This is a genomic window from Ruegeria sp. D1(2025) (assembly GCF_056536425.1).
Window position 1 is genome coordinate 151,645 of sequence record NZ_JBQFPO010000002.1, and the last position, 20,666, is coordinate 172,310.

At 59.6% G+C, this 20,666-nt stretch carries 21 protein-coding genes; 12 read left to right on the forward strand and 9 right to left on the reverse strand.

Annotated features, from left to right (window positions below):
- Positions 1-41: 41 nt before the first annotated feature.
- Both hemH and ACR1XU_RS06480 read right to left on the reverse strand, forming a co-directional pair.
- The gene (gene hemH, locus ACR1XU_RS06475; protein ID WP_480904028.1) at positions 42-1,091 is read right to left on the reverse strand and encodes a ferrochelatase; all 1,050 of its coding nucleotides are present in this window, start codon (positions 1,089-1,091) and stop codon (positions 42-44) included.
- Positions 1,092-1,146: 55 nt separating this feature from the next.
- Positions 1,147-1,977 (reverse strand): methyltransferase domain-containing protein, encoded by an 831-nt coding sequence (locus tag ACR1XU_RS06480; RefSeq protein WP_170681935.1) that lies wholly within the window; start codon positions 1,975-1,977, stop codon positions 1,147-1,149.
- Between ACR1XU_RS06480 and ACR1XU_RS06485 the strand changes: the two genes are divergently transcribed.
- The 4 genes from ACR1XU_RS06485 to ACR1XU_RS06500 are packed head-to-tail and all read left to right on the forward strand — an operon-like array spanning position 1,976 to position 4,301.
- Entirely contained in the window at positions 1,976-2,722 is a 747-nt protein-coding gene (locus ACR1XU_RS06485; protein WP_480904024.1) for a double zinc ribbon domain-containing protein, read from the forward strand. The two genes, ACR1XU_RS06480 and ACR1XU_RS06485, sit on opposite strands and share 2 nt — an antisense overlap.
- A 36-nt stretch (positions 2,723-2,758) precedes the next feature.
- Positions 2,759-3,016 carry a glutaredoxin 3 gene (gene grxC / locus ACR1XU_RS06490; RefSeq protein ID WP_170615509.1) on the forward strand — a complete coding sequence of 86 codons (258 nt, stop codon included), beginning with the start codon at positions 2,759-2,761 and terminating at the stop codon, positions 3,014-3,016.
- Positions 3,016-3,846 (forward strand): carbon-nitrogen hydrolase family protein, encoded by an 831-nt coding sequence (locus tag ACR1XU_RS06495; protein ID WP_480904021.1) that lies wholly within the window; start codon positions 3,016-3,018, stop codon positions 3,844-3,846. The genes grxC and ACR1XU_RS06495 overlap by 1 nt, the downstream gene beginning before the upstream one ends.
- 14 nt (positions 3,847-3,860) lie before the next feature.
- Entirely contained in the window at positions 3,861-4,301 is a 441-nt protein-coding gene (locus ACR1XU_RS06500) for a MarR family winged helix-turn-helix transcriptional regulator (protein ID WP_170428429.1), read from the forward strand.
- Between the two features lie 100 nt (positions 4,302-4,401).
- Here ACR1XU_RS06500 and ACR1XU_RS06505 read toward each other — a convergent pair whose 3' ends face one another.
- Together ACR1XU_RS06505 and ubiG are read right to left on the reverse strand one after the other, a co-directional pair.
- Positions 4,402-4,983, reverse strand: a complete 582-nt coding sequence (locus ACR1XU_RS06505; RefSeq protein WP_480904018.1) for a hypothetical protein — start codon at positions 4,981-4,983, stop codon at positions 4,402-4,404.
- A gap of 10 nt (positions 4,984-4,993) precedes the next feature.
- Positions 4,994-5,740 carry a bifunctional 2-polyprenyl-6-hydroxyphenol methylase/3-demethylubiquinol 3-O-methyltransferase UbiG gene (gene ubiG, locus ACR1XU_RS06510; protein ID WP_480904015.1) on the reverse strand — a complete coding sequence of 249 codons (747 nt, stop codon included), beginning with the start codon at positions 5,738-5,740 and terminating at the stop codon, positions 4,994-4,996.
- A gap of 48 nt (positions 5,741-5,788) precedes the next feature.
- On the opposite strand from ubiG, the gene pip reads away from it, so the two are divergent.
- The 6 genes from pip to infB all read left to right on the forward strand — a co-directional run bounded on the left by pip (position 5,789) and on the right by infB (position 13,080).
- Complete coding sequence (gene pip, locus ACR1XU_RS06515; RefSeq protein WP_480904012.1) at positions 5,789-6,769, forward strand: prolyl aminopeptidase; 981 nt, start codon at positions 5,789-5,791, stop codon at positions 6,767-6,769.
- A complete protein-coding gene (locus ACR1XU_RS06520; RefSeq protein WP_480904010.1) occupies positions 6,766-7,587 on the forward strand; it encodes an ABC transporter substrate-binding protein in 822 nt (273 codons plus the stop codon). Before pip ends, ACR1XU_RS06520 begins: the two co-directional genes overlap by 4 nt.
- Before the next feature lie 160 nt (positions 7,588-7,747).
- Positions 7,748-8,338: a ribosome maturation factor RimP gene (gene rimP, locus ACR1XU_RS06525; RefSeq protein ID WP_170805848.1), complete on the forward strand. Its 591-nt coding sequence runs from the start codon at positions 7,748-7,750 to the stop codon at positions 8,336-8,338.
- The gene (nusA, locus tag ACR1XU_RS06530) at positions 8,338-9,951 is read left to right on the forward strand and encodes a transcription termination factor NusA (RefSeq protein WP_170615497.1); all 1,614 of its coding nucleotides are present in this window, start codon (positions 8,338-8,340) and stop codon (positions 9,949-9,951) included. The genes rimP and nusA overlap by 1 nt, the downstream gene beginning before the upstream one ends.
- Before the next feature lie 22 nt (positions 9,952-9,973).
- Positions 9,974-10,597, forward strand: a complete 624-nt coding sequence (locus tag ACR1XU_RS06535; protein ID WP_170615495.1) for an RNA-binding protein — start codon at positions 9,974-9,976, stop codon at positions 10,595-10,597.
- A gap of 8 nt (positions 10,598-10,605) precedes the next feature.
- On the forward strand, positions 10,606-13,080 hold the full coding sequence (infB, locus tag ACR1XU_RS06540) for a translation initiation factor IF-2 (RefSeq protein WP_170619595.1): 2,475 nt from the start codon (positions 10,606-10,608) through the stop codon (positions 13,078-13,080).
- Between the two features lie 64 nt (positions 13,081-13,144).
- On the opposite strand, the gene tdh is transcribed toward infB, so the two are convergent.
- The 3 genes from tdh to ACR1XU_RS06555 form a co-directional block, all read right to left on the reverse strand.
- Entirely contained in the window at positions 13,145-14,173 is a 1,029-nt protein-coding gene (gene tdh / locus ACR1XU_RS06545; RefSeq protein ID WP_480904236.1) for an L-threonine 3-dehydrogenase, read from the reverse strand.
- Positions 14,174-14,187: 14 nt separating this feature from the next.
- A complete protein-coding gene (locus ACR1XU_RS06550; protein WP_480904007.1) occupies positions 14,188-15,372 on the reverse strand; it encodes a glycine C-acetyltransferase in 1,185 nt (394 codons plus the stop codon).
- A 110-nt stretch (positions 15,373-15,482) separates the two neighbouring features.
- Positions 15,483-16,046, reverse strand: coding sequence for a helix-turn-helix domain-containing protein (locus tag ACR1XU_RS06555; RefSeq protein WP_170615489.1), 564 nt, complete (start codon positions 16,044-16,046; stop codon positions 15,483-15,485).
- Between the two features lie 117 nt (positions 16,047-16,163).
- Here ACR1XU_RS06555 and ACR1XU_RS06560 point away from each other — a divergent pair, with 117 nt between their 5' ends.
- Positions 16,164-17,339 carry an acetyl-CoA C-acyltransferase family protein gene (locus ACR1XU_RS06560; RefSeq protein WP_480904004.1) on the forward strand — a complete coding sequence of 392 codons (1,176 nt, stop codon included), beginning with the start codon at positions 16,164-16,166 and terminating at the stop codon, positions 17,337-17,339.
- Between the two features lie 96 nt (positions 17,340-17,435).
- Here ACR1XU_RS06560 and ubiB read toward each other — a convergent pair whose 3' ends face one another.
- Together ubiB and ubiE are read right to left on the reverse strand one after the other, a co-directional pair.
- On the reverse strand, positions 17,436-18,965 hold the full coding sequence (gene ubiB / locus ACR1XU_RS06565) for a 2-polyprenylphenol 6-hydroxylase (RefSeq protein ID WP_480904001.1): 1,530 nt from the start codon (positions 18,963-18,965) through the stop codon (positions 17,436-17,438).
- Between the two features lie 3 nt (positions 18,966-18,968).
- Complete coding sequence (gene ubiE, locus ACR1XU_RS06570; protein WP_170615483.1) at positions 18,969-19,721, reverse strand: bifunctional demethylmenaquinone methyltransferase/2-methoxy-6-polyprenyl-1,4-benzoquinol methylase UbiE; 753 nt, start codon at positions 19,719-19,721, stop codon at positions 18,969-18,971.
- Between the two features lie 86 nt (positions 19,722-19,807).
- Here ubiE and mutM point away from each other — a divergent pair, with 86 nt between their 5' ends.
- Positions 19,808-20,659, forward strand: a complete 852-nt coding sequence (gene mutM / locus ACR1XU_RS06575) for a bifunctional DNA-formamidopyrimidine glycosylase/DNA-(apurinic or apyrimidinic site) lyase (protein WP_480903998.1) — start codon at positions 19,808-19,810, stop codon at positions 20,657-20,659.
- Positions 20,660-20,666: the final 7 nt, after the last annotated feature.

Below are 20,666 nucleotides of genomic sequence, written 5' to 3' on the forward strand. Positions count from 1 at the left end.
ATTTATCCATCGCCTTTTTTTGTGTCCGGTCTGTGGGTCGTTCAGTCCAGCCAGCCCCTGAGATTGTCTTCGATCACCGCGCCAAGTGCGGCGATATGCGAATCATCGGCGTTGAGGCATGGGATATAAGTAAATCCCTCGCCGCCGGCCTCCTCAAAGCTTTCCCGAATTTCTTCGTTGATTTCTTCCAGCGTTTCGATGCAGTCGGCTGAAAAGGCCGGGGCGATTACCGCGATGTTCTTTTTGCCCTGCCGCGCCAGATCGGCGACGTGATCGACGGTGTAGGGCTTCAGCCATTCCTCGGGTCCGAACCGGGACTGGAACGTCGAAACCAGCTGATCGTCTGTCCAGCCCAGCCGCTCTTTCAGCAATCTGGTCGTTTTTGCGCATTGGCAGTGATAGGGGTCGCCTTGCTGCAAATAGCGTTCCGGCATCCCGTGATAGGAACAGACGAGAATGTCGGGCTTCGTCGCCATCTCTGCATAAGCGCGCTCAACCGACCCCGCCAATGCGTCGATGTAGGCAGGTTTGTCAAAATACGCGGGTACGGTCCGGGTGGCCGGTTGCCAGACCTCCTCCATCAGCGCCCGGAAGAACTGATCATTTGCTGTTGCTGTCGTGGCTCCCGCGTATTGCGGGTAGAGCGGGAAGAACAGGATGCGGTCACAGCCCGCCGCCACCATCTCGTGTACTTTGGACTTGGTCGAAGGGTTGCCATAGCGCATGCAGAAATCGACCATCACCTGATCGCCGTAACGATCTTGCATCGCGTTGCGCAGCTTGGCTGTCTGGTCCTTGGTGATCGTCATCAGCGGGCTTTCGCCCTTGTCGTGATTCCAGATCGATTTGTAGGCCTCACCCGAACTGAACGGGCGCTTGGTCAGAATAATCCCCTGCAGGATCGGTTGCCACTTCCACTTTGGATAGTCGATCACGCGTTGATCCGACAGAAACTCGTTCAAATAACGCCGCATCGGCCAATAGCTGTAGTCATCCGGCGTGCCCAGATTTGCCAGCAGGAGTCCGACGCGACCCGTTTTGACCTTTGGGTGGTCGGCTGGTGCATGGGCGGGGCGGGTTGCGTCAGTCATTTGAGCTTCCTGAGTTTCTGTGGTCCGGCCTGAGATAAACGGAAATGCCCGGCGGTCAATCGGACAGTTTGCCTTCTTTCGTCCCTAAAGCTTCAGCTAGTCGCATGCGGGCGGACCCGGGGCGCAACGGTTGCGGTTGGCTGTCGTGCGGGGACCAGCCTGTCAGGCAGATCAATTCGAACGTCGCCAGCAGACGGCCCTGAGGCGACGCAAAGTGGCGGTTGTAGATGGTCTGGGCTTTGTCAAAGACAAGGCGCTGAGTCGGGTATTTCAGACGGGCGATCAGAATATTGGTCTCACCCATTGCGCGAAGATCGTGCATCAGGTGCATCAGGTCACGGTATTCCGCTGTCACGGTTGCCCTGTCGGCCACGGGCAATGCAAAACCGGCCCGCTGCAATAGCCCACCCAGATCGCGCAGTTCTGCCATCGGGGCGATGCGGGGGCTGAGCCCCCCAGTTACTTCGATCTCGGCCTGTCCTAGGGCTGCACGCAGTTCGTGCAGGGTTTCACCACCGGGACAGACGCCCAGCAGAAGCCCGTCCGGGCGCAGGGCGTGACGGCATTGGATCAATTGCCCGACCGGGTCATTGGTCCAGTGCAGCGCCATCGCGTGAATAACCAGATCATGTGATCCGCGCTCCAGCTCCAGAACCTCATTATCCGCGATGATGGTGGCAGCGGGCAGAAAATCACGCCAGAGATGCGGGAACGGAGTGATAATCGCCGGTGCCGTAAAGCTTCTGTTAACCATCAAAAGCCGATCCTGCACCTCATCCATGGCAGCGTGATGCAAGAACAACGCATCGTCCCGGGCACGGGCGCGGCGCATGGTCAGTATCGAGCGATCAAACGGCGAGGGTGCAGTGTCGGCAGGCAGTTTCATGGGTCGCAAGTATCGCATGTGGCAGCGGATTCAAACCGTTGTTGCACTGATCTACCCGCCGCGTTGCCTGGGATGCGGCGTATTGACGGAATCCGACTTTGGTTTGTGCGGCTCCTGTTGGCGTGACACGCCATTCATCGGCGGGACCGTCTGCGAAACCTGCGGAATGCCGATAGAGGGCGAGGCGGATGGTCACAGAATCGAGTGCGACGATTGTCTGGCGAGCCCCCGACCATGGAGGGGCGGGCGCGCAGCGCTGTTGTATCAGGGTCAGGCACGATCGCTGATCCTGAGCTTCAAGCACGGTGACAGGCCCGAACTGGCCCGAACAGCGGCCCTTTGGATGGCGCGGGCAGGCCAAGATCTGTTTCGCGACGAGATGCTGATCGCACCTGTCCCGTTGCACTGGTCGCGCCTGCTGAAACGGCGATACAATCAGTCTGCCCTGCTGGCGCAAAGTCTGGCCCGTGAAACCGGCCTGGACATGTGTCCGGACCTGCTGGTGCGTCGAACAAAAACCCCGGTTCTGGATGGCAAAACCGCAGCGGAACGGGCGGACATCCTGTCAGATGCGATCGCAGTTCACCCCAAGCGGCGAAACCTGCTGACAGGCCGCGATATCCTTCTGGTGGATGACGTGATGACATCCGGCGCGACTTTGGCAGCCTGTACCCGGGCATGCCAGATCGCGGGGGCAAATCATATTTTCGTGTTGGTACTGGCGCGCGTTGCCAAGGATGCCTAATTCGCTCAAGATTGCGCGAAATCTAGGGAACGGAACATGAAGCCGGTAGAAATCTACACCTCGCCGCTATGCGGCTTTTGCCACGCTGCCAAACGCCTGCTCAAGCAGAAGGGTATCGATTTCAAGGAAATCGATGTCCTGATGGACCCCAAGCGAAAACCAGAGATGATCAAACGGGCCTCGGGTAAACGCACGGTGCCTCAGATCTTTGTAGGTGACATCCATGTCGGCGGTTGCGATGACCTGTACGAGCTGGATCGGCAGGGCAAGCTGGACCGACTGCTGGCGGCCTGATGAAAACGGCGCTGTTGCAAATCACTTCGTCGGATGACCCGGCAGAAAACCTCATTATGGTGCGCGCCATGATGGCCGATGCGGCAGCGCAGGGCGCGCAGTTTGTCCTGACGCCCGAGGTCACGAATTGCGTCTCCACCAGCACCACGCGGCAGCGCGAAGTCCTGCAGTATGAAGAAGACGACCAGACGCTTGCTGGCCTGTGCGATCAGGCGGCCGCGCTGGGCGTCTGGTTGCTGATCGGGTCGCTGGCTATCAAAACGCATGATGTGGACGGTCGGTTTGCCAACCGCTCCTACATGATCGACCCGCAGGGACAGATCCTGGCGCGGTACGACAAGATTCACATGTTCGACGTGCAGGTCACCGAGACCGAGACCTTCCGCGAATCGAAAAACTACCGCCCTGGTGATAAGGCGGTAATTGCCGACACCACATTCGGCAAGGTCGGCATGACCGTCTGTTATGACATCCGGTTTCCTGCGCTCTATGCGTCGTTGGCGCAGGCGGGTGCACGTATCCTGACAGTTCCGGCGGCGTTTTCGCCGGTGACCGGGGCCGCGCACTGGGAATCGCTGCTACGCGCGCGGGCGATTGAAACTGGCTGTTGGGTTTTGGCACCCGCCCAGACCGGTGAGCATCCCAAAACACGCGGAAAGACGCGCCATACCTATGGCCACAGCATGGTCGTTGCCCCGTGGGGAGAGGTTGTCATCGACGCAGGGACCGATCCGGGCATTCACATTTTCGATTTGCATGATAGTTCTGTGTCTGAGGCGCGCCGTCGCGTGCCCTCTTTGACTCACGTCCGTCGCTTTGACGGGCCCTGATCCAGAACCGGACCATGACTGACGAACACAATGCCCTTGCGGTCACGCTGTTCAGCGAAATCCTGACCGCCGATCAACTATTGCGCAACCGGCTTAGCCGGGTGCTGCCCAAGGGTATGGAGATCTCGCACTTTTCAGTTCTGAACCATCTGGTTTTTGTCGGGGGCGAACGATCTCCCGCGCAACTGGCCAGCACCTTTCACGTCACCCGAGGGGCGATGACCAACACTTTGGCCAAGCTTGAATGGGCCGGATACATCCACATCCGCCCCGACTGGGACGACGCCCGCCGCAAGATGATCGCCATCAGCCCAGCCGGTCGCCGCGCGCGCGATCAGGCGATTTCCTCGATTGCCCCGCTGATCAACCGTGTCGTCGGAGAGCTGGGGCTGGAACGGGTGCGCAGCACGTTACCCGTGCTGCGGGATTTGCGGTTGCAGTTGGAGGGGGAGTAGGGATCAGCGTACCGTTGTCCCAAGGTGGATCCAGGACTGGTGTGGTCGGGCGCTGACAGGCTTGATGCTCATGCAATGTGCCGCGGACTAAACGGCCACTTCAATCTAAGAGCATTCTATCCAAAAGCTGCCGTAAATCACGGGGATGCAAAACTGGAACATCAGCCAACCAAATTCCGGCCGAAGCCGCCGCCGCGAATAGAAGGCAGGATTCTATTCCATCCACGCCCTCGAATTCACCGCCATGGATAAGCCATATCAAATACTCACCTTTTACATCTTCATTAGTAGAACTTATTTTTCCTACGTTGCATCCTTCGTCAGAGAGTTCGTGTTTGGAAAATGGTTCTGTCATCTCCTCCGTCAGTTCTATTTCGACTGGTTTCACAAACTTGCCATCCGAAACTATCTCGGGGTCAATAAAGACGAAAAAATACAACGCCCTTACCAGATCATAGTTGTTCGAGTTCGAACCCAAGTACCGATCTGCTATTTCCTGAGTCGCCTCAGAAACTTTAGGATCGCTAATGTAGCCAAGAAGCGGAACGCCTTCATGTTCGTACACGAACACGCCCGCATTCTCTTCTGCTGTGGCTAGCGTGTTATTGAACAAGGTAGCAGCGGAAATTGCCGCACCAAAAAATACCGCGCGCCACGGCGCGTAACTTAAAGATCGAGTCAAAAAATCTTCCTTAATTCGGCTTCACACTCGCCGTCACATAATTCACGCTCAGGTCGCGGTCCGAGAGCGACCAACTCCACAGGATCGGGTTGAACACGAAACCCTTGCGGTCCACCGGGTCCAGCCCGGCTTGGCGCAGCAGGTCGAACAGCTCATCGGGGGTGATGAACTTGTTCCACTCATGCGTGCCGCGGGGCAGCCAGCGCATGACGACCTCGGCCCCGAAAATGGCCATCGCATAAGATTTCGGATTGCGGTTGATGGTCGAGCATATCAGCAACCCGCCCGGTTTCAGTAATTGCTGCGAGGCTGTCAGGAATCCCAACGGGTCGGCCACATGCTCGACCACTTCCATGTTCAGCACCACGTCGAACTGTTCGCCTGCGGCGGCCATGTCCTCGGCGGTGGTGTGGCGGTAGTCGATCTCCAGACCGGATTGTTCCGCGTGGATGCGCGCGACGGGCAGGTTGCCTTCGGCGGCATCCGCTCCGACCACTTCGGCCCCCAGTCGTGCCATTGGTTCGCTCAGCAGCCCGCCGCCGCAGCCGATATCCAGCAAACGCAGACCCTCGAACGGCTTTGCGGCCTTCAAATCGCGATCGAATTCGCCTGCAATCTGCTGTGTGATATAATCCAGCCGACAGGGGTTGAGCATGTGCAGTGGTTTGAATTTTCCATGCGGGTCCCACCATTCTGCGGCCATCGCTTCGAATTTTGCGATCTCAGAAGGGTCAACCGTGTTCGGATGCGCTTGCATTCCTGTCTCCGTATGCTCTTTTACGCTTAAGGACTATATAGGGCCATAATGGACAAGTACCCGGACCAAAAGCGCGCAGTTCAATATCTGTACCCGCCGATCGACCCATTCGATCAGCGGATGGTCGATGTGGGCGACGGGCATCGCATCTATATGGAACAATGCGGCAATCCCGACGGGATACCGGTCGTGGTTTTGCATGGCGGCCCGGGTGGCGGCTGTAGTCCGGCGATGCGCCGCTATTTTGATCCCGATGTTTACCGGGTGATTCTTTTTGACCAGCGCGGCTGTGGCCGGTCCCGGCCCCACGCTGCGGTCGAGGACAACACGACATGGCATCTGGTTGACGATATCGAACGCTTGCGGGTTTTGCTGGACATAAATGAGTGGATCGTTTTTGGCGGCAGCTGGGGGGCCACGTTGGCGCTGATCTACGCGCAGGCCCATCCGGATCATGTTGCCCGTCTGGTGCTGCGTGGCGTGTTCCTGATGACAAAGGCCGAACTGGACTGGTTCTATGGGGGCGGGGCCGGAAAATTCTGGCCCGAGCAGTGGGCGAAATTCACGTCCCTGCTGCCCGAATCTGAACTGCACGATACGATCACCGCCTATCACAAACGCCTGTTTTCAGGCGATCGCGCGACCGAAATCCTGTATGCCCGCGCCTGGTCCAGTTGGGAGAATGCGCTGGCTTCGATCCATTCCAACGGATCGACCGGGGAAAGCCCTGGAGAGTATGCGCGCGCCTTTGCTCGGCTTGAAAACCACTATTTCATGAATGGTGGATTTCTTGAGAAAGACGGCCAGATTCTGGATCGGATGGATCGGATCGCACATATTCCCGGCCATATCGTTCAAGGTCGCTATGACATGATCTGCCCGCCGCAAGCTGCCTGGAAACTGGCCGACCGCTGGCCCAACGCCGAGCTGAAAATGGTGCGGCAGGCAGGCCACGCCCTTTCTGAGCCCGGTATCAGCGCCGAACTGGTCCGTATCATGGACCGTGTTGCCGAGGAGGCTGTAGCATGACACGGATCGACCGCCGAGCCCTGTTTGCGTCGGGTGCCGCTGCCGCTCTGCTGGCGGCGACCGGAGCTTCGCTTGCGGATACGCCGAAATCGGGCGGGGCCTTGAGGTTGGCCGTGCCCCGTGATGACAGCCTCGAGCAAGTGGCGCGCGGCGCGGTGTTCGACACGCTGACCGAGATTGCGCCGGATGGCACCTTGCGTGCAGAACTGGCAACCAGTTGGCAAACCGATGCCGAGGCGCGCGTTTGGAATTTCGAGCTGCGCCGGGACGTTCTGTTTCACGATGGCGCGGTTTTGGAAATGGGTGATGTTCTGGCCGTTCTGGAAGAAGTCGGACAGGCCAAAGCGCTTTCCCTGACTTCGATACGATTGGAATTGGCCGCGGCCAATCCGGGCCTGCCGTTTCTTCTGGCCGACAGTCGGTTTGTCATTACACGCAAGGGGCAGGGGGTCACGCCACTGCACGCCGCGAACGGGACGGGGTGTTACCGTGTCGAGCGTGCCGAGGATGGCCGCCATTTCCTCGGGCGCAAGGTGAACGGTCACTACAAGGACGGACGGGCCGGTTGGGCGGACTCCGTGGAAATCATCGTCATTCCGGATCCAAATGTCCGCGCTGAAGCCTTGCGGGACGGATATGTCGACATCGCTGCCTTGCCTGCCTCGGAGGGGCTGAAGGGCCAGAGAGGTTTGCGGTTTTATCCCGCCGAATCGGAGATGGCACTGTCGCTGGCTGCTCATGTGGGAATGCCCCGCCAGATCGGAATGGGCCGCGCGCTGGACGACGGACGCATCGCCGAAAGGTGGTGGGTGGCGTAATTCCGTTCAGTGTGACCTGCCGGGGGTTGCAGTTTCGGGAAACCCTGCGTATATGCAGTTTCAACAGCGGCGTGTCGGGCTAGGGTCCGGGGCTCCACCGGAAAAGATCGACGGGCCGCGCGCCCGTTTTTTTGTGCCCGATTCATGGGTAGAGAACCTGATGACAAACGACCTGATAGCCAAAGCTGCCATCGATCGGCGACTTGCCGAGATCATTACCCCCGTGATCGAGGATCTGGGGTATGAGCTGGTCCGTATCCGCCTGATGAGCGGCAAACAGACCACGCTGCAAATCATGGCCGACAAGCCCGATGGTGGTATCGAAGTGGATGATTGCGCCGAGATTTCAAACGCGGTCAGCGCCACGCTGGATGTCGAGGATCCGATCCTTGACGCCTACACGCTGGAAGTGTCCAGCCCCGGTATCGACCGCCCTCTGACCCGTCTCAAGGATTTTGAGACGTTCGAGGGGTATGAGGCCAAGATCGAAACCGCCGAGCTGATCGACGGCCGCCGCCGCTTTAAGGGTGAGTTGGCCGGGATCGAAGGGGAAGAGGTTCTGATCAACATTCCCGAGGGGTCAGAAACGATCACCATCGGTCTGCAGTTCGACTGGCTGAGCGACGCCAAGCTGGTCCTGACCGACGACCTGATCAAGGAAATGCTGCGCCAGCGCAAGGATGCCGGTGCCCTGAACGAAAACGCTTTCGACGAGATTGAGACCGAAGGGTCCGAAGAGGAGACGAACTGATGGCAATCACCTCAGCCAACCAGCTGGAGCTGCTGCAGACCGCCGAGGCCGTGGCCCGCGAAAAGATGATCGACCCCGGTCTGGTTGTCGAAGCGATGGAAGAATCGCTCGCCCGCGCCGCCAAGAGCCGCTACGGCGCCGAGATGGACATTCGCGTCAGCATCGACCGTAAGACCGGCAAGGCCACCTTTACCCGCGTTCGTACCGTGGTCGAGGATGACGAGCTGGAAAACTATCAGGCCGAGTTCACCGTCGAGCAGGCCAAACAGTACATGGAAGACCCGCAAGTCGGTGACGTCTTCGCTGAAGAAGTGCCGCCGGTTGAAATGGGCCGTATCGCGGCGCAGTCGGCGAAACAGGTGATTCTGCAGAAGGTCCGCGAGGCCGAGCGTGATCGTCAGTACGAAGAATTCAAGGATCGCGCCGGAACCATCATCAACGGTGCCGTCAAGCGCGAAGAATTCGGCAATGTCATCGTCGATCTGGGTGGTGCCGAGGCTGTTCTGCGCCGCAACGACAAGATCGGCCGCGAAAGCTATCGCCCGAATGATCGTGTCCGCGCCTATATCAAGGAAGTCCGCCGCGAGGTTCGCGGCCACCAGATCTTCCTGTCGCGTACCGCGCCGGAATTCATGGCCGAGCTGTTCAAGATGGAAGTGCCGGAAATCTATGACGGCATCATCGAGGTCAAGGCCGTGGCCCGTGACCCCGGCTCGCGCGCGAAGATCGCGGTTATTTCCTATGACGGCTCAATTGATCCCGTCGGTGCCTGCGTCGGTATGCGCGGCAGCCGCGTGCAGGCCGTCGTGAACGAGCTGCAGGGCGAAAAGATCGACATCATCCCGTGGAACGAGGACCAGCCGACCTTCCTGGTGAACGCTCTGCAGCCCGCCGAGGTTTCCAAGGTGGTTCTGGACGAAGAAGCCGGCAAGATCGAGGTTGTGGTCCCCGAGGAACAGCTATCGCTTGCCATTGGCCGCCGAGGTCAGAACGTGCGTCTGGCCAGCCAGCTGACTGGTCTGGACATCGACATCATGACCGAGGCCGAAGAGTCGGCGCGTCGTCAGAAGGAATTCGAAGCCCGCACCAAGCTGTTCATGGAAAGCCTGGATCTGGACGAGTTCTTTGCCCAGTTGCTGGTCTCAGAGGGTTTCACCAACCTCGAAGAGGTTGCCTATGTCGAGATCGACGAACTTCTGGTCATTGACGGTGTTGACGAAGGCACCGCGCAGGAACTGCAAACCCGCGCGCGGGAATTCCTGGAAGCACAGGCCAAGGCCGCGCTGGATGCTGCCCGCGCCCTGGGCGCCGAGGATAGCCTTATTGAATTCGAAGGCCTGACACCCCAGATGGTTGAGGCGCTGGCCAAGGACGATGTGAAGACACTGGAAGACTTCGCGACCTGCGCGGACTGGGAACTGGCCGGTGGCTGGACCACGGTCGACGGCGAACGCATCAAGGATGACGGTGTTCTGGAGCCTTTCGGCGTCACGCTGGAAGAAGCACAGGATCTGGTCATGACGGCCCGCATCATGCTGGGTTGGGTTGACCCGGCCGAACTGGAACAGGCCGAAGAAGACAGTGAAATTGCAGACGAGGAGGCCGAGGCCTGATTTCAGGCCTCGGGTGGCGTGAATGGGTCGCGGTGGCGTCCATAAAGACCGGTCCGAAGGACCTGAACGCAAGTGCATCGCCACGGGCGAAGTTCAGCCTAAATATGGGTTGATACGCTTTGTGACGGGGCCGGACGGTCAGGTCTATCCGGATGTCGCGGCGAAACTGCCGGGACGTGGGGTCTATGTGGCGGCGGATCGCGCCGCACTGGACCGGGCCGTGGGCAAGAAACTGTTTGCACGCGGGTTCAAGGCTCAGGTGACCATACCGCAGGATCTGGCGGATGAGGTCGAGCGGCAGATTTCGCGCCGGGTGATTGAACTGCTGAGCTTGGCCCGCAAGTCCGGCGATGCGGTCGCCGGCTACGAAAAGGTCAAGACGTGGCTGGACCGGGAAGAGGCCCAGGTACTGATTCAGGCCACCGATGGATCGGGGCGCGGCAAGTCGAAACTGAGCACGCCGCATTTTGGAAAATACATCGGTTGGCTGACGGCGGACGAGTTGGGACAGGCATTTGGGCGCCAAACCGTGATTCATGCGGCTCTGGCCTCTGGCGGACTCGCCAAACGTGTTGTAGAGGAAGCGCAGCGCCTGCGTGGCTTGCGCGAAACGGATGACGGCGGCAAGGGCCGCTCGGAAGGGTAAGAAGCTTTATGAGCGATAGTGACGGCAAAAAGACATTGGGTCTTCGTGGCGGGGCACGCCCCGGAAATGTGAAACAGAGTTTCAGCCACGGACGCACCAAGAATGTCGTGGTGGAAACCAAACGCAAACGCGTGGTGGTTCCCAAGCCGGGTGCCAGCAAGCCAGGTGGCGGCGCTGCGCCGTCGGGTGATCCTTCACGTCGTCCGGCCGGCATCTCGGATGCCGAAATGGCGCGCCGCATGAAGGCATTGCAGGCCGCCAAGGCGCGCGAGGCCGACGAGGCTGCTGCCCGCGAGGCGGAAGAAAAGGCGCGTGAAGAAGAACGCGCCCGCCGCCGTGCCGAGCAAGAGGCCAAGGAACGCGAACAGCGTGAGGCCGAAGAACGTGCGCGCCAGAAGGCAGAAGACGAAGAGCGCAAGCGCAAAGAGGCGGAAGAAGCCGCCAAACGCGCCGCTGAGGCCCCGACCCCCGAAGAACCCAAGGCGGCCCGCAGCCCGGCCAGCAAGCCTGCGCCAGCGGCGACTCCGCGCAAGCAGGATCGCGAACGCGAACAACGTGGTCGCGGCAAAGGGCGTGACGACAACCGCAGGTCCGGCAAGCTGACACTGGGTCAGGCCACCGGTGGCGAAGGTAACCGTCAGCGCTCGATGGCGTCGATGAAGCGCAAGCAGGAGCGTGCGCGTCAGAAAGCCATGGGCGGCCCGGTCGAGCGCGAAAAGGTGATCCGCGACGTACAGTTGCCCGAAGCGATCATGGTTTCGGAACTGGCGAACCGTATGGCCGAGCGCGTGGCCGATGTAGTCAAATCCCTTATGCAGATGGGCATGATGGTGACGCAGAACCAGACCATCGACGCCGATACAGCCGAGCTGATCATCGAAGAGTTCGGCCACAAGGTCACCCGTGTTTCCGATTCGGATGTCGAGGACGTCATCAAAGAGGTCGAAGACAGCGAAAAAGATCTGCAACCGCGCCCGCCGGTCATTACGATCATGGGTCACGTTGACCACGGTAAGACCTCGCTGCTGGACGCGATCCGCGATGCGCGGGTCGTCGCAGGCGAGGCCGGTGGCATCACCCAGCATATCGGCGCCTATCAGGTCGAAACTGATGGTGGCACGACGCTGACCTTCCTGGATACTCCGGGCCACGCGGCGTTTACGTCGATGCGCTCGCGCGGTGCCCAGGTCACGGATATTGTGGTTCTGGTGGTTGCGGCCGATGACGCGGTGATGCCGCAGACGATCGAGGCGATCAACCACGCCAAGGCGGCCGAAGTGCCGATGATCGTGGCGATCAACAAGATCGACAAACCGGACGCAAATCCGGACAAGGTCCGCACCGACCTGCTGCAACACGAAGTGATCGTCGAGAAGATGTCGGGTGAAGTTCAGGACGTCGAGGTGTCCGCCATCACCGGTCAGGGTCTGGACGAACTGCTGGAAGCCATCGCGCTGCAAGCCGAGATTCTGGAACTGAAAGCCAACCCCGACCGCGCCGCCCAGGGCGCCGTAATCGAGGCGCAGCTGGATGTGGGCCGTGGTCCTGTGGCCACTGTTCTGGTTCAGAACGGCACGCTGCGTCAGGGCGATATCTTCGTTGTGGGTGAACAGTACGGTAAGGTCCGTGCGCTGATCAACGACAAGGGCGAACGCGTCAAGGAAGCTGGCCCCTCGGTTCCGGTCGAAGTCCTGGGCCTCAATGGTACGCCCGAGGCCGGTGACGTTCTGAACGTGACCGAGACCGAAGCACAGGCCCGTGAGATCGCAGCCTACCGCGAACAAGCCGCCAAGGACAAACGCGCCGCCGCCGGTGCCGCGACCACCCTTGAGCAGCTGATGCAGAAAGCCAAGGAAGACGAGAACGTGGCCGAGTTGCCGATCCTCGTCAAAGCCGACGTGCAGGGTTCTGCCGAAGCCATCGTTCAGGCGATGGAGAAGATCGGAAACGACGAAGTGCGCGTGCGTGTACTGCACTCGGGCGTTGGTGCGATCACCGAGACGGATGTCGGCCTGGCTGAAGCCTCCGGCGCGCCGGTCTTTGGTTTCAACGTTCGCGCCAATGCGTCAGCCCGGAATACGGCGAACCAGAAGGGTGTTGAGATCCGCTATTATTCGGTGATCTATGACCTCGTTGATGACGTGAAAGCGGCCGCATCGGGTCTGCTGAGCGCCGAAATTCGCGAGAAGTTCATCGGCTACGCCGAGATTCGCGAAGTCTTCAAGGTCACCGGTGTTGGCAAAGTTGCTGGCTGTCTGGTCACCGAAGGTGTTGCCCGTCGTTCCGCAGGCGTCCGTCTGCTGCGCGACAACGTGGTGATCCACGAAGGCACGCTGAAGACGCTGAAGCGCTTCAAGGACGAAGTGGCCGAAGTCCAGTCGGGTCAGGAATGTGGTATGGCATTCGAGAACTACGATGACATCCGCCAAGGCGACGTCATCGAAATCTTCGAACGCGAAGAAGTTACCCGCACGCTGGACTGATCCAGACACAATCAGACAAAGAAAAACAGCGGCTCATTCGGGCCGCTGTTTTCGTTTTGTCACTTCAGGTCCAGTCCAGTACCACTTTGCCGGATTGACCGGATTTCATGGCCTCAAACCCTTTGGCGAAATCGTCGACGTTGAACCGATGAGTGATGACCCGGCTGACATCCAGGCCGTTCTGAAGCATGGCTATCATCTTGTACCAGGTCTCGAACATCTCGCGGCCATAGACGCCTTTGATGGTGATCGCCTTGAACACGATGCGCGACCAGTCGACCGGGGATTTGCCGGGCGGGATACCCAGAAGGGCAATCTTGCCGCCCATCACCAGCGCTTCGACCATCTGATCCAGCGCGGCTTGTGAGCCTGACATCTCCAGGCCCACATCGAACCCCTGTTGCATTCCAAGCGCAGCGATAACGTCTTTCAGGTCTTCGCGACTGACATCGACGGCGCGCACTGTGGGTACGACATGTTCGGCAAGCTTCAAACGATCCGGGTTGATATCGGTGATCACCACATGCCGTGCCCCGGCATGACGGGCGACCGCAGCAGCCATGATGCCAATGGGACCCGCTCCGGTAATCAGAACATCCTCTCCCAGCAAATCAAAGCTGAGCGCCGTGTGCACCGCATTGCCGAGCGGATCAAGGATCGCTCCGATTTCATCCGGGACGTCGTCCGGCAAGGGCACAACGTTAAAGGCGGGCAGCTTCAGGTATTGGGCAAACGCCCCCTGTTCGTTTACCCCGATGCCGCGCGTGCCGGGGTCGAGGTGAAACTTGCCTGCGCGGCTCTGTCGGCTGTCGGTCCCGATCAGATGCCCTTCCCCCGAGCACCGCTGGCCAACCTCAAGACCCGTCACGTTGCGTCCGATCTCAACAATCACTCCGGCAAACTCGTGGCCGGTGATCATCGGCACCGGAACAGTATGCGCGGCCCATTCATCCCAGTTCCAGATATGAATATCGGTGCCGCAGATACCGGTCTTGTTGATCCTGATCAGCACCTCATCAGGGCCGATTTCCGGCACCGGAGCCCGCACCATCCAAAGCCCTTCCTCGGGTCTGGACTTCTCGAGCGCTTTCATTGTGTTGGGTCGCATCAGATCACTCCCAGCTCCTTGCCGACCTTACCAAAGGCCGCCAATGCGCTGTCCAGTTCGTCCCTGGTCAGGGCCGCATTCATCTGGGTTCTGATCCGCGCCTTTCCGCGTGGCACGACAGGAAAGAAGAAGCCCGAAACATAGACGCCTTCGTCAAACAGACGTGCGGCCATGTCCTGCGCCAACTGCGCTTCTCCCAGCATCACAGGGATGATCGGGTGCTCGCCGGGCAGCAGGTCAAATCCCAGCTTTTCCAGACCCGCGCGCCAGTATTTCGCATTGCCGAACAGCTGAGCGCGCAGCATGTCGCCCTGTTCGACCAGACGGATCGCTTCCAGACCGGCAGCGACGATGGAAGGCGGCAGCGAGTTTGAGAACAGATAGGGCCGCGCCCGCTGCCGCAGCAGGTCAATCACTGGCTGCGGCCCGGCGATATAGCCGCCGATTGCCCCCCCAAGTGCCTTGCCCAGAGTTCCCGTCAGAATGTCCACGTCGACACCGAAGTGATCCGGTGTTCCGGCACCGTTCGGCCCCATGAAGCCGGTGGCGTGGCAGTCATCTACCATGACGATGGCATCGTACTTGTGCGCCAGTTCGCGAATTTTTGGCAGGTTGGCCAGATAGCCGTCCATGGAAAACACGCCATCAGTAGCGATCATGACATGCCGCGCCCCGTCCTCGCGCGCCTGTTTCAACCAGGCTTCAAGGTCGTTCATATCATTGTTCATGTAGCGATAGCGCTTCGCCTTGCACAGCCGCACGCCGTCAATGATCGACGCGTGGTTCAGACTGTCCGAGATAATGGCGTCTTCCGGGCCTAACAAAGGTTCGAACAGTCCGCCATTGGCGTCGAAACAGGCTGCAAACAGGATGGAATCGTCCTTGTTCAGGAACTTCGCCAACGCCTGTTCCAGTTCCCGGTGAATATCCTGCGTACCACAGATGAAACGCACCGAAGCCATACCGAACCCTTTAGGTCCCATCGCGTTCGTGGCAGCCCCGATCAGCGCGGGGTGATCGGCCAGACCCAGGTAATTGTTTGCACACAGGTTGATAACCTGCCTGTCGCCCACCGTAATCTCACCGCCCTGGGGCGAGGTGATCATTCGTTCGCGTTTGTACAGGCCTTCTGCTTCGATCTGCGCAAGGGTGTCCGTGATGTGGGACAGGAATGCATCTGCCATGGCGACCTCCGTTCATCTGAGTCGCGTTTCTAACATAGCGGACAAGATTCCCAAATAGGGGAATTACAGTATGAAGGAAAAATTTCCGTGAAGGCGGAAATCTGCTGATGTCAGGCGTTTTTCACGATCAGGAAAACCCGTGCCGGGCCATCGGCGGAAATGGAATGCGCAATATCCGCCGCATACCGGGCGGTATCGCCTTGCTTCAAGTCCGAAACGGCGTTCCCCGAAGTGACCCGGACGGCGCCTTCCAAAACGGTAAGCTGTTCCCGTGCGCCCCGCTTATGGGGCTGGCTGTTCAACGCACCGCCGTCTTCGAACTGAATATCGTAAACTTCGTGCCCACCGGCCTCTTCCGGCGGCGACAGGATGTGAATCCGGCATCGCTCGCCCATGTTATCGATACTTGGCACTTCGGTCTTCTTGAGCACCTCGATTTGATCCTTGGCTTTGGAGTCTTCCAGAAGGCCCGCAAAATCCACCTGCAGGGCGCGGGTCAGGTTCCACAGTGTCGAGATGGTCGGGCTGCTTTCGCCCCGTTCGATCTGGCTGACCATGGACCGGGAGACGCCGCTTAAGTTGGCGACCGCTTCGAGGGACAGGCCCTTGGCCCTGCGTGCCTCTTTCAGGCGGGCGGGGAGGCGTGTCAGGATATCGTCTGTGTTTTCCGTCATGACGGAATTTCATGCGCGCTGAGCGGAGCATTGTCAATTCCGTCCGTGACGGGACGTCTTGCGCGACATCATCATTCTGCGTGTGCATACTGCGGTCAAATTCAGGAGGAGTGATCCATGACCGACATCGTAATTCTCGATGGTGCTCGCACCGCGATTGGCACCTTTGGCGGGGCTCTGGCCTCGACCGCGCCGATTGATCTGGCGACCGTTGCGACCGAGGCAGCGCTGGAGCGGTCCGGGGTCGAAGGCGCGCAAATCGGGCATGTGGTTTTCGGTCATGTGATCAACACCGAGCCGCGTGACATGTATCTGTCGCGGGTTGCTGCGATGCAGGCAGGAATTCCAAATGGCACCCCCGCAATGAACGTGAACCGGCTGTGCGGGTCTGGCGCGCAGGCGATCGTGTCGGCGGTGCAGTCGCTGATGTTGGGCGATGCGGAATTCGCCGTTGCAGGCGGCGCCGAAAGCATGTCGCGCAGCCCCTATATCATTCCGCAGGCGCGGTGGGGCGCAAAGATGGGTGATGTCACCTCGCTGGATATGATGCTGGGAGCACTGAACTGTCCGTTCGGAACCGGGCATATGGGTATCACCGCCGAGAACGTCGCGGACGAGCACCAGATCAGCCGTGAGCAGATGGACGCATTTGCAATGACCAGCCAGACCCGCGCGGCGGAAGCGATCGAGGCGGGTTATTTCGAAAGCCAGATCGCGCCAGTGCAGGTCAAGGTCAAGCGCGACATGGTCGACTTCAAGGTCGATGAGCACCCGAAAGCAACCTCGCTTGAGGCGCTGTCAGGTTTGCGACCGGTGTTCAAGAAAGACGGTCGTGTTACTGCCGGAAATGCCTCGGGTATCAATGACGGGGCAGCGGCTATGGTTCTGGCGACGGCAGACGCCGCCGAGAAAGCCGGATTGAAGCCCAGGGCGCGCGTATTGGGATATGCCCATGCCGGGGTTCGGCCCGAAGTGATGGGGATCGGACCGGTTCCGGCGGTTCAGAATCTGCTAAAGAAGACCGGGCTGTCCGCCGAAGAGTTTGATGTCATTGAAAGCAATGAGGCGTTCGCTGCGCAGGCTTTGGCTGTCAATCAGGAGCTTGGGCTGGACGCATCGAAGGTTAACCCCAACGGTGGTGCGATCGCTTTGGGCCACCCGGTGGGCGCGACCGGTGCGATCATCACTTTGAAGGCCCTCTACGAGTTGGAACGCACCGGTGGTTCCAAAGGTCTGATCACCATGTGCATAGGGGGCGGTCAGGGGATTGCCATAGCAATCGAGCGCCTTTGATCTGAGATCGGGCAGGGGGGCTGTCTGCCCCCCATCGCGCCATGGCGCGATTTCCCCCGAGGATATTTTTGGCCAGATGAAGCAGGCGGGCCGGAGTTAACCCAATACTGTAATCAAAAGCACCGCCGCCGCACCGAAAGCGGCGCCAATTGCGGCGGTCAAAAGTGACGCCACGACTCCGTTGCCTTTGGTTTCTTCCTGCTGGGTCTGCGCAATCAGCGCGTTTTCAACCAACCCAGGCAGGCGTGGGCCAAACCGGGCCAGAACCATTGCTGTCTTGCCGAAGTCCCGCATAACGGCGCGCGGGCCGATTGACTGTTTGATGTAATCTTCAACCACGGGACGCGCGACCTCCCAGATGTTCATGTGGGGGTCCAGTGACCGCGCGACGCCTTCGACCACAACCATGGTGCGTTGCAGCAGGATCAGTTCCGTCCGGGTTTCCATCCCGAACCGTTCGGTTACTTCGAACAGGTAGCTCAGCAAACGCCCCATGGAGATATGCGTAGCGTCCATACCGAAGATCGGCTCTCCGACCGCGCGCAGGGCCCGGGCGAACTCGTCAACGTCCTGATTGGCGGGGACATAGCCCGCCTCGAAATGCACTTCGGCCACGCGCTTGTAGTCGCGACGGATGAAGCCGAACAGGATCTCGGCATAGACCCGGCGGGTGTATTCGTCGATATGGCCCATGATGCCATAGTCATAGGCAATGATGTCGCCGTTTGCCGCGACTTTCAGGTTTCCCTGATGCATGTCGGCATGAAAGTAGCCGTCGCGCAGGGCATGCAGCAAAAACAGGCGCAAGACCCGCTGGGCCAGATCGTTGCGGTTGTGATCCGCTGCATCCAGGGCCTCGTTGTCGCCAAGCGGGATTCCATCTGCCCAGCTGAGCGTCATCACCCGGCGTGCGGACAACGACCAAACCACGGGCGGCAGCCAGAAGCCCGCATCGTCTTTGGTGTTGGCGGCGTATTCCGAAGCAGCCGCGCTTTCCAGACGCAGGTCTAGTTCGCCGCGTACGATTCCGTCGAAATGCTCGATGACCTCCATCGGGCGCAACCGGCGCGCGCCGGGGGCAAAGAGATCAACAATGCGGGCGGCAAAATAGAAAGCGTCGACATCCTTTTTGAAGGCGCGTTCGATGCCGGGGCGAAGGACCTTGACGGCGACATCTTCGCCCGTGCTGGTCAGTTTGGCCTTGTGAACCTGTGCGATCGAAGCGGCGGCAATCGGATCACTGAATTCACTGAAGATTTCGGCCACCGGCTGCCCCAGTTCCTTTTCCACTTCGGCCATTGCTGCTGCGCGGGAAAAAGGGGGAAGTTTGTCCTGTAACACACGCAGCTGGCTTGCCAGTTCGTTGCCTACAACATCCGGGCGGGTCGACAGCACCTGGCCAAACTTTATGTAGGCCGGACCCAGCGCGGTCAGGGCACGCGTCGCTGGCGGCATCTTGGGATTGCCTTTGTAACCCAGCCATTGGAAGGGTTTGCCCAACGTATGCGCCAGGATGCGCACGGCACGCGGAGCTTCGAACGCGTCCAGCACGACATTCATGGCACCCGTGCGCTCTAACGTGGCGCCTGTGCGGATCAGGCGGATGATATTATGAGGGCCGCGCATAGGTCAGATCTTCCATCCGGAATGCAGCGCCGCGATGCCCATGCTCAGGTTGCGGTATTTGGCATTCTCAAATCCCGCTGCGCGGACCATGTTCAAAAAGGTTTCCTGATCCGGGAATTTGCGGATCGATTCGACCAGGTACTGATAGCTGTCGTAGTCATTGGCGATCAGCTTCCCCATGCGCGGGATGACGTTGAAACTGTAGAGATCATAGAGCTTTTGCAGCCCGTCATTGGGCAACTGGCTGAACTCCAGCACCATCAGGCGGCCACCGGGTTTGAGAACACGGAACGCTTCGTTCAACGCCTCTTGCGGGCGGGTGACGTTCCGGATTCCGAACGAGATGGTGTAGACGTCAAACGTGTTGTCCTCGAAAGGCAGTGCCATGGCATCACCGACCACCCAGTTGAGGCTGTCCGACATCTGGTCGGCTTCGGCGCGCTGGCGGCCTTCGATCAGCATCGGTTCGGTCAGATCCAGAACGGTGGCGTGGCCGTGGCCCGCGCGTTGTAGGAAGCGAAAAGAAATATCGCCCGTGCCGCCCGCCACATCCAACAGCCGCTGACCGGGGCGCGGAGCCAGCCAGTCCATCATCGCGTCTTTCCAGACCCGGTGGATGCCCATCGACATGACGTCGTTCATCACATCGTATTTCGAGGCGACCGAGTTGAACACGCCCTGTACGCGCCCGGCTTTTTCAGCCTCGCGCACGGTTTCGAACCCGAAATGTGTGGTCTTGTCGCTGTTGTCGGACATTTGCCTTGCCGTTTGTCGAATTTCGCCTCTGTTATAGGGCTCTGGAACCGGGGCACAATGCGGCCCTTTGGATTAGGAGCCGTGTAATGCCGGAATTGCCCGAGGTCGAGACAGTAAGACGCGGCCTGACCCCTGCGATGGAGGGGGTGGTGATCGAAAAGGCGGACGTGAACCGACCGGATCTGCGCTGGCCGTTTCCGGAACGCATGGCCGAGCGACTGACGGGCCAGCGGGTTGACCGGCTGCGACGGCGGTCCAAATACCTTCTGGCCGATCTCGGCAGTGGCGAGACGCTTTTGATCCATCTGGGCATGTCCGGGCGGATGACCGTCTCGGGCGATCCGCTTGGGCAGTTCGTGCACGAGCATCCGATGCCGGCAAAACACGATCACGTCGTGTTTCACATGGCCAATGGCGCGCGGGTGACCTTCAACGACCCGCGCCGGTTCGGGGCAATGGATCTGCTGCCGACGGCCACGGCTGAGGAACACAAACTTCTGTCGGTTCTGGGGCCGGAACCCCTGGGCAATGATTTTCACGAGCAACACTTGGTCGATGCGTTTCGCGGAAAGAACACACCGGTCAAATCTGCATTGCTGGATCAGGGAATCGTTGCCGGGCTCGGCAATATTTACGTCTGCGAGGCGCTTTATCGTACCGGGGTGTCGCCACGTCGCAGGGCCGGGCAAATTTCTGCGGCGCGGGTCGCGGCGCTGGTTCCTGTTATCCGGCAGGTGCTGCAGGAGGCGATTGAGGCGGGTGGATCGTCGCTGCGGGATTTCCGCCAAGCTGATGGAGAACTTGGATATTTTCAGCACAACTTTGATGTCTATGGCCGAGAGGGCGAGCCCTGCCGGACCGAAGGTTGTGACGCCGTGATCAGGAGAATCACCCAGTCCGGTCGCTCATCCTTCTATTGTGCGCAATGCCAAAGATAGCTTGATC

Bases quoted from the DNA above. Each gene is read 5' to 3' on its own strand.
- hemH (WP_480904028.1), bottom strand. From the start codon at position 1,091: ATGACTGACGCAACCCGCCCCGCCCATGCACCAGCCGACCACCCAAAG.
- ACR1XU_RS06485 (WP_480904024.1), top strand. From the start codon at position 1,976: ATGGGTCGCAAGTATCGCATGTGGCAGCGGATTCAAACCGTTGTTGCA.
- ACR1XU_RS06480 (WP_170681935.1), bottom strand. From the start codon at position 1,977: ATGAAACTGCCTGCCGACACTGCACCCTCGCCGTTTGATCGCTCGATA.
- grxC (WP_170615509.1), top strand. From the start codon at position 2,759: ATGAAGCCGGTAGAAATCTACACCTCGCCGCTATGCGGCTTTTGCCAC.
- ACR1XU_RS06495 (WP_480904021.1), top strand. From the start codon at position 3,016: ATGAAAACGGCGCTGTTGCAAATCACTTCGTCGGATGACCCGGCAGAA.
- ACR1XU_RS06500 (WP_170428429.1), top strand. From the start codon at position 3,861: ATGACTGACGAACACAATGCCCTTGCGGTCACGCTGTTCAGCGAAATC.
- ubiG (WP_480904015.1), bottom strand. From the start codon at position 5,740: ATGCAAGCGCATCCGAACACGGTTGACCCTTCTGAGATCGCAAAATTC.
- pip (WP_480904012.1), top strand. From the start codon at position 5,789: ATGGACAAGTACCCGGACCAAAAGCGCGCAGTTCAATATCTGTACCCG.
- ACR1XU_RS06520 (WP_480904010.1), top strand. From the start codon at position 6,766: ATGACACGGATCGACCGCCGAGCCCTGTTTGCGTCGGGTGCCGCTGCC.
- rimP (WP_170805848.1), top strand. From the start codon at position 7,748: ATGACAAACGACCTGATAGCCAAAGCTGCCATCGATCGGCGACTTGCC.
- nusA (WP_170615497.1), top strand. From the start codon at position 8,338: ATGGCAATCACCTCAGCCAACCAGCTGGAGCTGCTGCAGACCGCCGAG.
- ACR1XU_RS06535 (WP_170615495.1), top strand. From the start codon at position 9,974: ATGGGTCGCGGTGGCGTCCATAAAGACCGGTCCGAAGGACCTGAACGC.
- infB (WP_170619595.1), top strand. From the start codon at position 10,606: ATGAGCGATAGTGACGGCAAAAAGACATTGGGTCTTCGTGGCGGGGCA.
- tdh (WP_480904236.1), bottom strand. From the start codon at position 14,173: ATGAAAGCGCTCGAGAAGTCCAGACCCGAGGAAGGGCTTTGGATGGTG.
- ACR1XU_RS06550 (WP_480904007.1), bottom strand. From the start codon at position 15,372: ATGGCAGATGCATTCCTGTCCCACATCACGGACACCCTTGCGCAGATC.
- ACR1XU_RS06555 (WP_170615489.1), bottom strand. From the start codon at position 16,046: ATGACGGAAAACACAGACGATATCCTGACACGCCTCCCCGCCCGCCTG.
- ACR1XU_RS06560 (WP_480904004.1), top strand. From the start codon at position 16,164: ATGACCGACATCGTAATTCTCGATGGTGCTCGCACCGCGATTGGCACC.
- ubiB (WP_480904001.1), bottom strand. From the start codon at position 18,965: ATGCGCGGCCCTCATAATATCATCCGCCTGATCCGCACAGGCGCCACG.
- ubiE (WP_170615483.1), bottom strand. From the start codon at position 19,721: ATGTCCGACAACAGCGACAAGACCACACATTTCGGGTTCGAAACCGTG.
- mutM (WP_480903998.1), top strand. From the start codon at position 19,808: ATGCCGGAATTGCCCGAGGTCGAGACAGTAAGACGCGGCCTGACCCCT.